Genomic DNA, 13,815 nt, shown 5'->3' with positions numbered 1-13,815 from the left:
ATCCACCACATCGGCCTGCTGGGCGGCAGTTTCGACCCCATCCACCAGGCCCATCTGGCGTTGGCCGAGGCCGCGCTCGACCAGCTCGGCCTCGAATCGGTACAACTCATCCCGGCGGCCGCGCCGTGGCAGCGGGCGCCGCTGTCCACGCCGGCCGGACACCGCGCGGCGATGGCCGAACTGGCCATCGCCGGCCACCCCCGGCTGGCCGTCAACCGCATCGAGCTCGACCGGGGCGACGCCAGCTACACTATCGATACCGTGCGCGCGCTGAAGGCCGCGCCCGGGGGCGACGCCACCCGCTACGTATGGATCCTCGGCGCCGACCAGCTCGCGAATTTCTGCACCTGGCACGAATGGGCCGCCATCGTGGCGCTGGCCGAACTGGCGGTGGCCGCGCGGCCCGGCAGCCGGCCCGAGCCGCCGCCGGAACTGGCGGCCGAGCTGGCCCGCCTGGGACGCCCGCTGCACCGCCTGGCGATGCCCGAAATGCCCATCTCGGCCTCCGGCATCCGGCAGCGGCTGGCGCAGGGCCAGGCGGTCGACGGCCTCGTTCCCCCCGCAGTGCTCGACTACATCCGCCGGCACCACCTGTACCAGACCTGACACATACATGGATATACGAAAACTGCAGCGCGCCGTCGTCGACGCCCTCGAAGACGTCAAGGCGCAGAACATCACGGTGCTCAACACCACCCATCTCACCAGCCTGTTCGACCGCGTGATCATCGCCAGCGGCACGTCGAACCGGCAGACCCGCGCGCTGGCCTCCAGCGTGCGCGAAAAGATCAAAGCGATCGGCGGCGAGGTCATCACCACCGAGGGCGAGGAAACCGGCGAATGGGTGCTGGTCGACCTGGGCGACATCGTCGTCCACATCATGCAGCCCGCGATCCGCTCCTACTACAACCTGGAAGAAGTCTGGGGCGGCAAGACGGTCCGCATGAAACTGCTGCCGCAGCAGCCGTGAAGCTGCTGATCGCCGCGGTCGGCACCCGCATGCCTGGCTGGGTGGACGAGGCTTTCGCCGACTACGCCAAGCGCATGCCACCCGACTGCGCGATCGAATTGCGCGAGATCCGGCCCGAGGCGCGCAGCACCGGCAAGACCGCCGCCCAGATGCAATCGCTGGAAGCGCGCCGGATCGAAGCCGCGCTGCCGCCCGCCAGCCGCCGCATCGCGCTCGACGAACGCGGGCGCGACCTGACCACCGTCGAACTGTCGCGCCAGTTGCAGCAATGGCGCGACGACGGCCGCGACGTGGCGCTGCTGATAGGCGGCCCCGACGGCCTGGAGCCGGGGCTGAAATCGAAATGCGAAGGCTTGCTGCGGCTGTCGAGCCTGACGCTGCCGCACGGCATGGTGCGCGTGCTGCTGGCCGAGCAGCTCTACCGCGCGTGGTCCATTCTCAACAACCACCCTTACCACAGAGGGGCCCCCTCCTACGCGCTTCGCGCGCCCCCCAGGGGGCAACGCTAGCGGACCGGCAAAGCCGGATCCGCGGCGTTCCGGATCGAATCTCTACCCGCCACGAGAATCGCTTATGACTGCACTCTACCTTGCCTCGCGCAGTCCGCGCCGGACCGAACTGCTGCGCCAGCTGCGCATCGACCACCAGGTGCTGGTGCCGCCGGCCGGCGACGGCCCGGACGAACCGCAGCTGCCGGGCGAGCCGGCGGCCGAGTACGTGCGCCGCACCGCGCGCGAGAAGGCCATGCGGGGCGAGCAGGCGATGCGCGACCTGGGCCTGCCCGCCCTGCCCGTGCTGGCAGCCGACACCACCGTCATCCTCGACGGCGACGTGCTTGGCAAGCCGGCCGACCGCGCCGACGCCATGCGCATCCTGGCGCGGCTGTCGGGCTCGGCGCACGAGGTCCATACCGCGGTCGCACTGGCCCATGGTGACCGGCTGCTGGAAGACGTGTCAGTCACTACGGTGCGCTTTCGCCCGCTGGCGCCGGCCGACATCGAACGCTACTGCGACAGCGGCGAGCCCTACGACAAGGCCGGCGCCTACGGCATCCAGGGCCTGGCCGGCGTGTTCGTCGAGCGCATCGACGGCAGTTTCACCGGCGTGATGGGACTGCCGCTGTTCGAAACCGCGCGCCTGCTGGCGAAGGTCGGGATCGTCTTGCCGTAATCCCGGCTGCCGGCGATGCAACCGGGAACGGGTGAGGTAAGCTCGCAGTATCCGCCCCGCCGGGCGCTGCGCGCACCCCCATGACCGAAGACATCCTGATCAACATCTCGCCGTACGAAACCCGCGTGGCCGTGATCCAGCAAGGCGCGGTCCAGGAACTCCACCTCGAGCGCACGTCGCAGAAAGGCTACGTGGGCAACGTCTACCTCGGCAAGGTGGCCCGCGTGCTGCCCGGCATGCAGAGCGCCTTCATCGACATCGGCCTGGGCCGGGCGGCCTTCCTGCACATCGCCGACATCCGCGAAAGCCGCAACGAGCGCGCCCACGGCGGCCAGCACCTCACGCCGATAGAGAAGCTGCTGTTCGAAGGCCAGACGCTGATGGTGCAGGTCATCAAAGACCCGATCGGCACCAAGGGCGCCCGCCTGTCCACCCAGATCAGCATCGCCGGCCGCATGCTGGTCTACCTGCCCTACGACCCGCACATCGGCATCTCGCAGCGCATCGAGTCCGAGGCCGAGCGCAGCCAGTTGCGCGACCGCCTGCAAAGCCTGCTGGCGCCCGACGAAAAAGGCGGCTACATCGTCCGCACCCAGGCCGAGGACGCCACCGACGAGGAGCTCGCCGCCGACATCGCCTACCTGCGCAAGCTGTGGGGCATCATGCAGCAGCAGGCCCGCACCCAGGGCGCGCCCTGGCTGCTGCACGAAGACCTCACGCTGGCCCAGCGCGTGCTGCGCGACGTGGTAGGCGCCGACACGGCTTCGATCCAGGTCGATTCGCGCGAGAACTTCGCCAAGCTGCTGGCCTGGGCGCGCGAGTTCACGCCGTCCGTGGTCGGCAGGCTGTCGCACTACGCCGGCGAACGGCCGCTGTTCGACCTCTACAACGCCGACGAGGAAATCACCCGCGCGCTGTCGCGCCGCGTCGACCTGAAATCCGGCGGCTATCTGATCATCGACCAGACCGAGGCGCTGACCACCATCGACGTCAACACCGGCGGCTTCGTGGGCGGCCGCAACTTCGACGACACCATCTTCAAGACCAACCTGGAAGCGGCGCAGGCCATCGCCCGCCAGCTGCGGCTGCGCAACCTGGGCGGCATCGTCATCCTGGATTTCATCGACATGGAGAACCCCGAGCACCGCGAAGCGGTGCTGGCCGAGCTGCGCAAGGCGCTCGCGCGCGACCGCACCCGCATCACGCTCAACGGCTTCACCCAGCTCGGGCTGGTCGAGATGACCCGCAAGCGCACCCGCGAATCGCTCACCCACATGCTGTGCGAATCGTGTCCCACCTGCGGCGGCCGCGGCCACGTCAAAACCGCGCGCACCGTGTGCTACGAGATCCTGCGCGAGATCCTGCGCGAGGCCCGCCAGTTCAACCCGAAGGAATTCCGCGTGCTGGCCTCGCAGTCGGTGGTCGACCTGTTCTTGGAGGAGGAAAGCCAGAACCTGGCGGCGCTGGGGGATTTCACCGGCAAGCCGATCTCGCTGCAGGTGGAGGGCATTTACAGCCAGGAGCAATACGACATCATCCTGGTCTGAGGCCGCGCCCAAGGGTATTCCGGGATTGCCCCATACGCACCACAATAGGGCATTTTCGACGCTACAATCGACGCCCCGCCCAGAAATCGCACCACAGAAGTGCGAGGCGGGCTCGATGACCATACCCGGGAGCCCCTGTTGAGCCAGTCTGACCTGCAAAGTTTTCTTGCCGCCGTCGCCGCGCGCGATCCCGACCAGCCCGAGTTCCTGCAAGCGGTCAAAGAGGTCATGCTCAGCCTGTGGCCCTTCGTCGAACGCCACCCCCACTATGCCGACCATGCCGTGCTGCAGCGCCTGGTCGAACCCGAACGCGTCATCCAGTTCCGCGTCACCTGGGTCGACGACCACAACCGCATTCAGGTCAACCGCGGCTTCCGCGTCCAGCACAGCTCGGCCATCGGCCCGTACAAGGGCGGCATGCGCCTGCACCCGTCCGTCAATCTGTCGATCCTGAAATTCCTGGGCTTCGAGCAGACCTTCAAGAACGCCCTGACCACGCTGCCGATGGGCGGCGGCAAGGGCGGTTCCGATTTCGATCCCAAGGGCAAGAGCGACGGCGAGGTGATGCGTTTCTGCCAGGCGCTGATGCTGGAGCTGCATCGCCATCTCGGGCCGGACACCGACGTGCCGGCCGGCGACATCGGCGTGGGAGCCCGCGAGGTCGGCTACATGGCCGGCATGATGAAAAAGCTTTCGAACCAGGCCGCCTGCGTCTTCACCGGCAAAGGCCTGTCGTTCGGCGGCAGCCTGATGCGGCCCGAGGCCACCGGCTACGGCACGGTGTACTTCGCCGAGCAGATGCTCCATCGCGCCGGCCGCGCCCTCGAAGGGCTGTCGGTGGCGATCTCGGGCTCCGGCAACGTGGCGCAGTACGCGGCGGTCAAGGCGCTCGACCTGGGCGCGCGGGTACTGACGCTGTCCGATTCCGACGGCACGCTATGGGCGCCCGACGGCTTCAGCGCCGAACAATTGCAGGCGCTGATGGAGCTCAAGAACGTGCGGCGCGGGCGCCTGTCGGAACTGGGAACCGGCACCGGGCTGCGCTTCGAGCCGGGCAAGCGGCCTTGGCATATTCCGGTCGACGTCGCCCTGCCCTGCGCCACCCAGAACGAACTCGACGAACGCGACGCGGCGATGCTGGTGGCCAACGGCGTGCTGTGCGTGGCCGAGGGCGCGAACATGCCCTCCACGCTGGAGGCGGTCGACCTGTTCCTGAAATCGGGCACGCTATACGCCCCGGGCAAGGCCAGCAACGCCGGCGGCGTGGCGGTATCGGGGCTGGAGATGTCGCAGAACGCGCAGCGCCTGGCGTGGCACCATGCCGACGTGGACGAGCGCCTGCACGAGATCATGAAAGACATCCACCAGAACTGCGTGCGCCACGGTTCGCGCCCCGACGGCAGCGTGAACTACGTGGATGGCGCCAATATCGCCGGCTTCGTCAAGGTAGCAGACGCCATGCTCGCGCAAGGCATCTGCTAAGGCGGACGGCGCCCGGCACCGGGCGCTTTTTTCAGAGCCGGATGCGGGCGGCCAGGATATTCATGACGGTGTCGAAACTGCTGGTGGTGCGGGCGGAGAAAATGCTTACCTCGCCGTCGCGGTATTCGTTGCGCATCGCGCTTTCGGCCATGCGTTCGGCATCGGTAATCGCTTCGTCCCAGGTATGCCGCAGCAGCGGGCAATAGCGCAGGCGGCTTTCCAGCCGGCCGGCCGGGGAACGGGTGGTGACGTCCACATAGCCGCGGAACAGCCCTTCCGGCAATTCGTGCACGCGCGACTTCAGAATATATTGGGTGGCAACCTCGGCCTTGTCCAGAACAGCGCTCATCATTCTCTCCCATCGAGTCGGGTTTTCGGGTTCCGTATTCGATTGGGGCGGCGGCGAGCGCTACAAATTCCCCGGTCCTATCAAAAAATTACAGTCACGACACACCGACACAAGGGTAGGCTGTAATTTTTTCAGCGCGACGGCAGTGCTTATATGCGCAGGCCGAGGCGCTGGCCATATTCGGCCAGCGCGCGCATCGACGGAATCGGCACGGCGTCGAAAGCGGCCTCGGCTGCCGCAGGCGGAGCGGCCAGCCAGCGCGCGGCGGTCTGTTCCCAGCGCTGAACGTGGGCGTCCGGCAGCAGCCCGGGGTACAGGCGGGCGAGCTGCACGAGGTCGAGCAGGTCTTCGATGGCGACGCGGCCCGCCATCGAGGCCGGCGTGGCCGACGCCGAACGCAGCGCGCTGTCCAGCAGGGCCAGGCCGGTGCGGCGCCAGGCGTCTGCCTCGCCGCCCTGGAAATAGACGCCGGCGAACAACAGCGCCTTGGCCACGCTGATGGGCGAAGCCGCTTTGCCGAATGCTCCCAGGCGCTGGCGCAGATAACGCACTTGCACCACCAGGCTGCGGCGGCCCGATTCAGGCAGGCCCTCGCCGCGGCGCAGGCCGAACTTCACCCAATTGGCCACCCGCCGCGGCAGGCTGCGGGGCGACCAGCCCATGCCCTTGCCGGGATGGTTGGAGAGCGTCCAGTTGGAAATCAGCGACTGATGCCACTCGCGGCGGCTGTCCGCGCCGTCGGCCACGAGGTCGTCGAAAGCGTGCAGGTACGATAGCCACTCGTCGCCCCACGGCTTCCAGCGCCAGCCGCGGTTGTCGGACAGTTCGCGCTCGATGCCGAGGAAGCGGAAGCGGCGCGGACCCGTCATCGACGAGGCGAGCACCGGCGCCAGCCACGAACCGACCGGCTGCCGGACTGCCGGGGCCATGGTGCCGCCGCCCCAGTCGGCAGGCGCGAACCGATGCTTGACGGCCGCCAGCGCGCGCACCGGCGGCAAATAGCGCACCCGCCACCACATGCGGTCGAATACGGCGCCGACCGACAGGACCGCATCGCCAGCTTCCAGGCGCCGCTCCGCGGTATCGATCGAGGGTTGCACCCGGCGTCGCTCTTCGAAATCCATAGGCCTCGGTCCCGGCTTGTACGGATTTCTATTCTAGGGTCGTTGGTGAGCGAATACTTTGCAGAGTATCTCAATCATTTGCCTCTCCGTATCAGCCAAGTGAACAGGGGTCACCGTCCGCGGGAGATAGCGGGGATACAATGCCACAATATTTTATGTAAACGCTTACAAGCCTTAGTGGAACTGAAACCAGGCGTGCATTAAATCGAAACAAAAGCGCGGCCATTCGCGGCGTTTTTAGGAAGCCCAGGACGCCAATGAAAGCAATAGTAACAATGCCATCCACAATACCACCGATCGCCACAACAACCCAACCGCTGCGTGCAAGGCAGTGGGATCGGGCAGCTTGGCTTCCGGTTCGTCCGGGGTTTCGGCCGCGCTGAGTTCGCTGGCGGCCGATGCGGTGACCGGAGCGGCCAGATCGGGACCGGACGCGGCGGGCTCGGGCTGCGCGCGCACCGGCGCCAGCCGCACGCCGAGTGCGCCGGCGGCGCTTTCGACCACCACGCCGCGCTGCGGATCGGGCCAGCCGGCGGCGCGCTGGCGCCAGCCGTACAGCGCGTCTTCGAAATTGCCCACGATGGCGAACCCGATGGCCGTCATGCGGGCCGGCAGCCAGTCCAGCAATTCGAACGCCCGGCGCGCCACCTCGCCGAAGGCGTCGGTACGCGCGCCCCATTCTTCGCGGGCGATGCCGGCCAGCTTGTACAGCGCCGCGCCGGACGGCCCGGGCAGGATCGCATACCAGAACAGCACGCCGTAGACGTTGCGGTGCGATGCGACCACGCCCTCTTCGATCGCGGTGCGGCAGATTTCGGGTACCGCCATGGCCTCGGCCGACCAGGCCGGGTCGGCGGTACGCATCCAGTCCTGCAGGTGCTGGCGCGCCAGCGCCACGTCGCCGCGGGCAAGCGCGAACTGCAGCTCGGTGAAATAGTGGCTGAACTGGCGAAAGCCTAGCGTGAACCACAGCACCAGGACGTGGAACAGCAGCGCGAACAGCGGATGCACCGACCAGGCCAGCGCGGCAATGCCCCACACCAGCAGGCTCGGCACCAGCGCCACCAGCAGCCATCCGGCCACGGCATAGCCGGCCACGCCGGCGTCGAGCGCGTGCCCGGCCCAGCGGCAGAAATCCCGCGCGAGTTCGTGCGCGGTGTTATTGCGGGGGAGCGGACGGATCTGTTCGGCCAGGAAGGCCAGCAGGAGGGCGAAGAAGCTCATGCGTGCATTCTAGTGCGCCTCAGGCGCTGAGCAAGCGGTACAGATCGCGCAGCATGCCGGCGGTGGCGCCCCATATGAAGTAATCGTTCCAGGGCATGGAGTAATAGACCCGCTGGCCGTTGTGCGGCAGCGCCACGCTGTGCACCCTGTGGTTGGCCGGATCCATCAGGAAACGCAGCGGCACTTCGAACACGGCCGCCACCTCGAACGGGTCGGGCGCGAGCGAAAAGGCGGGGCGGACGAGACCGATCATCGGCGCGATGCGAAAGCCGCTGCTGGTCAGGTAGTCGGGCAGGCGGCCGATCATTTCGACCAGGTCGCGCGACAGGCCGGTTTCTTCCTCGGTTTCGCGCAGCGCGGTGTCGGCTTCCGACGCATCGGTGGCTTCGACCCGGCCGCCGGGAAAGCTGACCTGCCCCGCGTGGTGGTTCAGGTGGGCCGTGCGCTGGGTCAGCATGACATGCACGCCAGCCGGGCGCAGCACCAGCGGCACCAGCACCGAGGCCGGCCGCGGCGGCGTGTCGCCATCGCGCCACGCCAGTTCGCGCGGCTCGGGCGCCCAGGCCGGCGGATGCCGCAGGCGTTCGCGCAGGGCCCGTGGCGCCAGGCGCTCTTCCGGCACGGCCGGCAGGCCGTCGGGATTGACGACGAAAGGCTGGGCTTTGGGATCGAAGGCCGGCCGTACCGGCACCCGGCGCGGCGGCGAGCCGCCAGCGCCTTCGAAAGGATCCTGCGGCGAACCGTGGGGCAATTCGCCGGGGGCAGGATCGGACAACGAAGAAGAATTGGAGGACATGATCAGAAGCGCATTTTGCCTTGGAATGGCCAAGTCGCAAAAAGTGCCCGCGCGGCAAGCGCTGCCTGCGCCATGAAAAACACCCCGCAGACCGGACCGGCGTCCGGCTTGCGGGGTGCAGTGTGCGCCGCGCCCTGGCGGGCGGACCGCAGCGGCTGGCTTACGCCTTGGCGGCTCCGGTGTTGCGCACCAGCTTTTCCTTGATCCGGGCCGACTTGCCCGAACGGGAACGCAGGTAGTAGAGCTTGGCGCGGCGCACGTCGCCGCGGCGCTTGACCTCGATCGAGGCAATGGTGGGGGCATACAGCTGGAACGTACGCTCCACCCCTTCGCCGGACGAAATCTTGCGCACGATGAACGACGAGTTCAGGCCGCGATTGCGCTTGGCGATGACCACGCCTTCATAGGCCTGCACGCGCTTGCGGGTGCCTTCGACCACGTTCACGTTGACCACCACCGTGTCGCCGGGGGCGAACTCGGGGATGGTCTTGTTGGCGGTCAGGCGCGCCAGCTCTTCTTGCTCGAGGATTTGGATCAGATCCATTCGACTCTCCGTTGCCATCATGCGAAGCGGCCATGTTGTTATGGCAATCGCCACCGCTTCCAGAGGATGGGGTTGCATCCGCCGGACATCCGGCGGACTCACTGCTTCACGCGCCGCCGGGCGGCTCGTGATTGCCGGCCTCTTGCAAGGCCGACAGGAACTTCTCGTCGTCCGGGCTCAACAGGCCCCGGGCGCGGGCGACGGCGATCAGGTCGGGGCGCTTGCGCGCCGTGGCCTGCAGCGACTGCCTGCGCCGCCAGCGGACGATGTTGGCGTGATGCCCGGACAGCAGGACATCCGGCACCGCCTGCCCGGCATAGACTTCGGGCCGGGTGTAGTGCGGACAATCCAGCAGGCCGGACAACGCGTCGTTGAACGAATCCTGCACCGCCGACTCGCCGTCGTTCAGAACGCCGGGCAGCAGCCTGACCGCGGCATCCATCATCGCCAGCGCGGCGATCTCTCCGCCCGACAGCACGAAGTCGCCGAGCGAGATTTCTTCGGTGACCATGCGGTCGATGAACCGCTGGTCGATGCCTTCATACCGGCCGCAGACCAGGATCGCCCCGCTGCCGGCCGCCAGCGCCTGGGCGCGCGGCTGGTCGAAGCGCCTGCCCTGCGGCGACAGCAGGATGACCGGGGCGCGGTCGCCGCGGTCGCTGCGCGCCGCCAGCACGGCGTCTTCCAGAGGCGCCGGCTGCATCACCATCCCGGGCCCGCCGCCGTAGGGCCGGTCGTCCACCGTGCGGTGCACGTCGCGCGTGAAATCGCGCGGATTCCATGTCCGCAGCCGCCAGCGGCCCTGCGCATGCGCCCGGCCCGTGACGCCGTGCTCGGCAACCGCCGCGAACATCGGCGGGAACAGCGTCACGACGTCGAACCGCAGTTCCGTATCCATGGCCCCGCCCCGCGCCGGTCAGAAATCGGCCGGCCAGTCGCTGTCGATCTGCCGGGCCGCGAGATCGACGTCGCGGATGAAGGCGTCGACGAACGGCACCAGCACTTCGCGCACCCGCTGCTTGCCGTCGAGCAACGGCCGCAGCGTACCACCCGGGGCGACCGGCTCCACGCGCTCGACCCGCAAGATCGCATGGGCGCCGTTGTCGGTCACCTCGGCCACCGTGCCGAGCACTACCTTGGCGCCGTCGGCATCCAGGCCGATCAGCCGGCAGCCGATCAGGTCGACCCAGTAGAACTCGCCCTCGGCCGGCGGCGGGAACGCGCTGCGCGGCACCGCCACTTCCCAGCCCCGCCAGGCTTGCGCCTGGTCGCGGTCGGCCACGCCTTCCCAGCTGGCCGTGACCGCGGCGCCGTGCCGCCGGGCCTTGGAAACCGTGGCCCGGTAGACCGGGCCCGCGCCCTTGCGCAGCCACCACGAAGGCGACGTCAGCAAGGCCTCGGACTGCGGCGAGTACGGCTGGACCTTGATGCCGCCGCGCACGCCGTAGGCTTCGGCCACCCGGCCGACGTCGACCAGGTCGGCCGGCGGATCGGTTTCGACCGCGGGCGCCAGAGGCGTCTGCGGACCGGCCTGGACGCGCGGCATGGAGGACTGGCCGGCGGCGCGGGCGGACCGGCTGCCGTCAGGCGGCCGGGGCGACCTTGCTGCCGTAGTCCTTGACCAGGCGCGCCACGGCCGGCGACAGCTGGGCGCCCTGCTTGGTCCAGTGCTCGATGCGGTCGAGCGAGATGCGCAGGCCGTCTTCCCCTTCGGAAGCGACCGGATTGTAGAATCCCACGCGTTCGATGAAGCGGCCGTCGCGGCGGTTGCGCGAATCGGCAGCCACCACGTTGTAGAACGGACGCTTCTTCGAACCGCCGCGGGACAAACGAATCACCACCATAGGTAATCCTTGGAAAAGTTGAAACAGTCGAAACTGCGAAAAGCCAACAAGTATAGCCGGCCGGCCCGTAGCGGGCAAGTCCGGTTACGGTAAAGTCCTTCAAAATCAAGGTGTTCGATGACGGATTCGCGCCACACCCCGGCCGCCGCCCCTGCTGCCTCCGCCCCTCCCAGGGCGCCGTTCCGCCACAAGGCCCTGGCCGGCCTGCTGGCCTTCCTGCTGGGCTGGGCCGGCGCGCACTGGTGGTACCTGGGCCGCCGCGGCGCCTGGATACCGCTGCTGGTGTCGCTGGTGCTGATCGGCACCGCGCTGCGCTCGCCGCAGTGGTATTTCCACCCCGCCTTCTTCCTGTTCCTGATCCCGGCCGTGGCCGGCTTCATCGAAGCCCTGGTGCTGTGCCTGATGCCGGACGCCAAGTTCGACGCCCGCTACAACCCCGACCACGACCGCCACTCGCACAGCGGCTGGCCGGCGATCCTGGTAGCCATGGCCACGCTGGCGATCGGCACGGCGATCCTGATGATCGGCATCGTGCTGATGTTCCAGCGCATATTCGAACTGCCGAACTAAGCCGCTGGCATCACACCGGCGAATGCGTCTTGAGCCAGTCCTTCAGGGCATCGTTCATGCGGGTCTGCCAGCCTTTGCCGGTCGCCCGGAAAGCGGCCAGTACGTCGTCGTCGAACCGGATCGTCGTAGCGGTCTTGCGAGAGCCGGCGGGCCGGCCCCGACGCACCAGGTTTTCGCCTGCGTATTCATCCGCCCGCTCGAAAAATTCATCGGAGAGTTCGGGGGCATCGTCTGGATCAGTCCAGGTAATGGCCGAACCGGCTTTGCTCGCGTTCATTGGCTTTCCTAATACTGATGATGCGACGGGCTTGCCCGCGAGTCGTCCAGACCATGACGACCATGCGGTCATCCAGCTTGCCGACGGCGACATGGCGCCCGGCGAAGATCTGCCCGCCCGCCCGAAATCGAGGCCGCGATGCTTGAGCGTTTCGTCTCGCTTGCGCGGATCGAACTCGATTAATTATTGTACTAACAAAAATAGCAGAAGCAAGACTTCGGAGGATTGCCGCTGCCGGATCAGAACAATGCGAGCTGCGGCGCGTCGCCGTCGGCTCGCCGTTTCACGTCGCGCCGCGGGGGCACGAATTGGGTGGTGTCGAGTTCGATGCGCTGTTGCGAGTAGCCGGCGGCGCGCACGGCGCGGGCAAAGCGCTGGCGGATGAGGTCGGCCCAGATGCCTTCGCCCCGCATGCGGGTGCCGAAGCGCGGGTCGTTGTGGCGGCCGCCGCGCAGGGATTCGATGCAGTGCATGACCCGGGCCTTGCGGTCGGGATAATGGGCCTCCAGCCAGTTCGTGAAGACGGGTTCGACCTCCCACGGCAGGCGCAGCACGGTGTAGAACGCCGCCTGCGCGCCTGCTTCGCGCGCGGCTTCGAGCACGCGTTCGAGCTGATCGTCCGTGATGAAGGGGATGACGGGGGCTACCGACACGCCCACCGGCACGCCGGCCGCGCTGAGCGCGCGGATCGCTTCGAGCCGGCGCCAGGGGGCCGCGGCGCGGGGTTCGAGCTTGCGGGCCACGGCGGCGTCGAGCGTGGTGATGGTGAGGTAGACCGCCAGCAGGCGGCGGGCGGCCAGCCGGGCGAACAGGTCCAGGTCGCGCTCGACCGTGGCGCCCTTGGTCACGATCGACAAGGGGTGCCCCGTCTCCAGCAGCAGCTCCAGGAGGCCGCGCGTCAGCTTCCATTCGCGTTCGATCGGCTGGTAGACGTCGGTGGCGGCGCCCAGGCTGAGCACGTCCACCCGGTAGCCCGGCCGCGACAGCTCTGCTCGCAATGCCTCCACCGCGTTGGCCTTGGCGACCAGCCGGGTTTCGAAATCCAGCCCCGGCGACAACCCCAGGTAGGCATGGGTAGGCCGCGCGAAGCAATAGACGCAGCCATGCTCGCAGCCGCGATAGGGATTGATGGAACGGTCGAACGGAATGTCGGGCGAATCGTTGCGCGACATGATGCGCCGCGCGCGCTCCACCGCGACCGTCGTGCGCAGCGGCGGCGGCTCGAACTCCGGTTCCGGCCCGCCGCCCTGCCAACCATCGTCGATCGCCCGGCGGCTATCGGTATCGAACCGGTGCGCCACATTGCCGACGGCGCCGCGCCCGCGACGCGCGGCCGCAGGCGCGGCCGCCTCGTCGTCAGGCACCGCCGGAACATCGTCGGACGGAAAAGGATCAGAAAAGTCGCTCACCATCCAAAATACTGTATATCCATACAGTATTCATGGCAAGCCGCCAGGGGCGGGCCCCTATTCCGTTTTTACTTCGATGCGCCGGGGCTGCGCTTCCTGCACGCGCGGGATGCGCAGCTCCAGCACGCCGTCCTTCAGGCTGGCCTCGATCTTGTTCTTGTCCAGTTCGCGCCCCAGCACGAAGCTGCGGCGATAGACGGGCACCTGGATTTCGGAATGGTAGAGCTTGAGGCCTTCGGGCACCGGCACGCTGGCCTCGCCTTCCACGAACAGATGGTCGGATTCGACGCGCACGTTCAGCCGTTCCTTGGAAACGCCCGGCAGGTCGGCGACCAGCGTGATGCCGGTCGCGTCTTCGATGATGTCGACGGCCGGAACGATGGTCGGGCGAGGCTGGGCCTGGGTTTGGGCCTGGACCGCGCGCGGGTTGTTGCTCAGGGCAACATCGGTGGTCTGGGTCATGATGGGTTCCTCTTGCAGTTGATTCGTCAATGCGTGATGGCCGGCCA

Annotated in this window: 19 protein-coding genes; 7 read left to right on the top strand and 12 right to left on the bottom strand. The window is 67.9% G+C overall.

The features are described from left to right. The 6 genes from nadD to gdhA all read left to right on the top strand — a co-directional run bounded on the left by nadD (nt 1) and on the right by gdhA (nt 5,169). Nucleotides 1-606, top strand: coding sequence for a nicotinate (nicotinamide) nucleotide adenylyltransferase (nadD, locus tag ABD927_RS10545; protein ID WP_345249208.1), 606 nt, complete (start codon nt 1-3; stop codon nt 604-606). Nucleotides 607-613: 7 nt separating this feature from the next. Continuing rightward, on the top strand, nt 614-970 hold the full coding sequence (gene rsfS, locus ABD927_RS10540) for a ribosome silencing factor (RefSeq protein ID WP_345249068.1): 357 nt from the start codon (nt 614-616) through the stop codon (nt 968-970). Then, on the top strand, nt 967-1,479 hold the full coding sequence (rlmH, locus tag ABD927_RS10535; protein WP_345249066.1) for a 23S rRNA (pseudouridine(1915)-N(3))-methyltransferase RlmH: 513 nt from the start codon (nt 967-969) through the stop codon (nt 1,477-1,479). Before rsfS ends, rlmH begins: the two co-directional genes overlap by 4 nt. A gap of 64 nt (nt 1,480-1,543) precedes the next feature. Then, complete coding sequence (locus tag ABD927_RS10530) at nt 1,544-2,140, top strand: Maf family protein (RefSeq protein ID WP_345249064.1); 597 nt, start codon at nt 1,544-1,546, stop codon at nt 2,138-2,140. 80 nt (nt 2,141-2,220) lie between these two features. Next, nucleotides 2,221-3,687 (top strand): ribonuclease G, encoded by a 1,467-nt coding sequence (rng, locus tag ABD927_RS10525; protein ID WP_345249062.1) that lies wholly within the window; start codon nt 2,221-2,223, stop codon nt 3,685-3,687. A gap of 138 nt (nt 3,688-3,825) precedes the next feature. Further along, nucleotides 3,826-5,169 (top strand): NADP-specific glutamate dehydrogenase, encoded by a 1,344-nt coding sequence (gene gdhA, locus ABD927_RS10520; RefSeq protein ID WP_345249060.1) that lies wholly within the window; start codon nt 3,826-3,828, stop codon nt 5,167-5,169. 31 nt (nt 5,170-5,200) lie between these two features. Here the strand turns inward: gdhA and ABD927_RS10515 are convergent, their stop codons facing one another. From ABD927_RS10515 to rpsP, 8 genes are all read right to left on the bottom strand, one after another. After that, nucleotides 5,201-5,518, bottom strand: coding sequence for a hypothetical protein (locus tag ABD927_RS10515; RefSeq protein ID WP_345249058.1), 318 nt, complete (start codon nt 5,516-5,518; stop codon nt 5,201-5,203). A 149-nt stretch (nt 5,519-5,667) separates the two neighbouring features. Next, nucleotides 5,668-6,642, bottom strand: a complete 975-nt coding sequence (locus ABD927_RS10510) for a hypothetical protein (RefSeq protein ID WP_345249056.1) — start codon at nt 6,640-6,642, stop codon at nt 5,668-5,670. A 237-nt stretch (nt 6,643-6,879) separates the two neighbouring features. Beyond that, on the bottom strand, nt 6,880-7,866 hold the full coding sequence (locus tag ABD927_RS10505; protein WP_345249054.1) for a CobD/CbiB family protein: 987 nt from the start codon (nt 7,864-7,866) through the stop codon (nt 6,880-6,882). Nucleotides 7,867-7,885: 19 nt separating this feature from the next. Continuing rightward, nucleotides 7,886-8,662: a CoA pyrophosphatase gene (locus tag ABD927_RS10500; RefSeq protein ID WP_345249052.1), complete on the bottom strand. Its 777-nt coding sequence runs from the start codon at nt 8,660-8,662 to the stop codon at nt 7,886-7,888. Between the two features lie 160 nt (nt 8,663-8,822). Next, a complete protein-coding gene (gene rplS / locus ABD927_RS10495; protein WP_345249050.1) occupies nt 8,823-9,206 on the bottom strand; it encodes a 50S ribosomal protein L19 in 384 nt (127 codons plus the stop codon). Nucleotides 9,207-9,312: 106 nt separating this feature from the next. After that, the gene (gene trmD / locus ABD927_RS10490) at nt 9,313-10,092 is read right to left on the bottom strand and encodes a tRNA (guanosine(37)-N1)-methyltransferase TrmD (RefSeq protein ID WP_345249206.1); all 780 of its coding nucleotides are present in this window, start codon (nt 10,090-10,092) and stop codon (nt 9,313-9,315) included. Nucleotides 10,093-10,122: 30 nt separating this feature from the next. Beyond that, nucleotides 10,123-10,752 (bottom strand): ribosome maturation factor RimM, encoded by a 630-nt coding sequence (rimM, locus tag ABD927_RS10485; RefSeq protein ID WP_345249048.1) that lies wholly within the window; start codon nt 10,750-10,752, stop codon nt 10,123-10,125. Between the two features lie 37 nt (nt 10,753-10,789). Beyond that, nucleotides 10,790-11,050: a 30S ribosomal protein S16 gene (rpsP, locus tag ABD927_RS10480; protein ID WP_345249046.1), complete on the bottom strand. Its 261-nt coding sequence runs from the start codon at nt 11,048-11,050 to the stop codon at nt 10,790-10,792. Nucleotides 11,051-11,167: 117 nt separating this feature from the next. On the opposite strand from rpsP, the gene ABD927_RS10475 reads away from it, so the two are divergent. Then, complete coding sequence (locus tag ABD927_RS10475) at nt 11,168-11,620, top strand: NINE protein (RefSeq protein ID WP_345249044.1); 453 nt, start codon at nt 11,168-11,170, stop codon at nt 11,618-11,620. 10 nt (nt 11,621-11,630) lie between these two features. Here ABD927_RS10475 and ABD927_RS10470 read toward each other — a convergent pair whose 3' ends face one another. The 4 genes from ABD927_RS10470 to ABD927_RS10455 form a co-directional block, all read right to left on the bottom strand. Then, nucleotides 11,631-11,897, bottom strand: coding sequence for a BrnA antitoxin family protein (locus tag ABD927_RS10470; protein ID WP_345249042.1), 267 nt, complete (start codon nt 11,895-11,897; stop codon nt 11,631-11,633). Then, complete coding sequence (locus ABD927_RS10465; protein WP_345249205.1) at nt 11,857-11,952, bottom strand: BrnT family toxin; 96 nt, start codon at nt 11,950-11,952, stop codon at nt 11,857-11,859. The genes ABD927_RS10470 and ABD927_RS10465 overlap by 41 nt, the downstream gene beginning before the upstream one ends. Before the next feature lie 184 nt (nt 11,953-12,136). Then, nucleotides 12,137-13,261, bottom strand: a complete 1,125-nt coding sequence (locus ABD927_RS10460) for a PA0069 family radical SAM protein (RefSeq protein ID WP_345249040.1) — start codon at nt 13,259-13,261, stop codon at nt 12,137-12,139. 102 nt (nt 13,262-13,363) lie between these two features. Continuing rightward, nucleotides 13,364-13,768 carry an Hsp20/alpha crystallin family protein gene (locus tag ABD927_RS10455; RefSeq protein WP_345249038.1) on the bottom strand — a complete coding sequence of 135 codons (405 nt, stop codon included), beginning with the start codon at nt 13,766-13,768 and terminating at the stop codon, nt 13,364-13,366. Between the last annotated feature and the right edge of the window lie 47 nt (nt 13,769-13,815).

This window comes from Pigmentiphaga soli, assembly GCF_039541095.1.
Lineage (GTDB): Bacteria > Pseudomonadota > Gammaproteobacteria > Burkholderiales > Burkholderiaceae_B > Pigmentiphaga > Pigmentiphaga soli.
The sequence above is the reverse complement of the archived record's forward strand: the minus strand, read 5'-3'. Positions and strand labels throughout refer to the sequence as shown.

Excerpts from the sequence above, each read along its gene's own strand:
- rsfS (WP_345249068.1), top strand. The coding sequence starts at position 614 with ATGGATATACGAAAACTGCAGCGCGCCGTCGTCGACGCCCTCGAAGAC.
- ABD927_RS10530 (WP_345249064.1), top strand. The coding sequence starts at position 1,544 with ATGACTGCACTCTACCTTGCCTCGCGCAGTCCGCGCCGGACCGAACTG.
- rng (WP_345249062.1), top strand. The coding sequence starts at position 2,221 with ATGACCGAAGACATCCTGATCAACATCTCGCCGTACGAAACCCGCGTG.
- ABD927_RS10515 (WP_345249058.1), bottom strand. The coding sequence starts at position 5,518 with ATGAGCGCTGTTCTGGACAAGGCCGAGGTTGCCACCCAATATATTCTG.
- ABD927_RS10510 (WP_345249056.1), bottom strand. The coding sequence starts at position 6,642 with ATGGATTTCGAAGAGCGACGCCGGGTGCAACCCTCGATCGATACCGCG.
- ABD927_RS10505 (WP_345249054.1), bottom strand. The coding sequence starts at position 7,866 with ATGAGCTTCTTCGCCCTCCTGCTGGCCTTCCTGGCCGAACAGATCCGT.
- ABD927_RS10500 (WP_345249052.1), bottom strand. The coding sequence starts at position 8,662 with ATGTCCTCCAATTCTTCTTCGTTGTCCGATCCTGCCCCCGGCGAATTG.
- rplS (WP_345249050.1), bottom strand. The coding sequence starts at position 9,206 with ATGGATCTGATCCAAATCCTCGAGCAAGAAGAGCTGGCGCGCCTGACC.
- rimM (WP_345249048.1), bottom strand. The coding sequence starts at position 10,752 with ATGCCGCGCGTCCAGGCCGGTCCGCAGACGCCTCTGGCGCCCGCGGTC.
- rpsP (WP_345249046.1), bottom strand. The coding sequence starts at position 11,050 with ATGGTGGTGATTCGTTTGTCCCGCGGCGGTTCGAAGAAGCGTCCGTTC.
- ABD927_RS10475 (WP_345249044.1), top strand. The coding sequence starts at position 11,168 with ATGACGGATTCGCGCCACACCCCGGCCGCCGCCCCTGCTGCCTCCGCC.
- ABD927_RS10470 (WP_345249042.1), bottom strand. The coding sequence starts at position 11,897 with ATGAACGCGAGCAAAGCCGGTTCGGCCATTACCTGGACTGATCCAGAC.
- ABD927_RS10465 (WP_345249205.1), bottom strand. The coding sequence starts at position 11,952 with ATGGTCTGGACGACTCGCGGGCAAGCCCGTCGCATCATCAGTATTAGG.
- ABD927_RS10455 (WP_345249038.1), bottom strand. The coding sequence starts at position 13,768 with ATGACCCAGACCACCGATGTTGCCCTGAGCAACAACCCGCGCGCGGTC.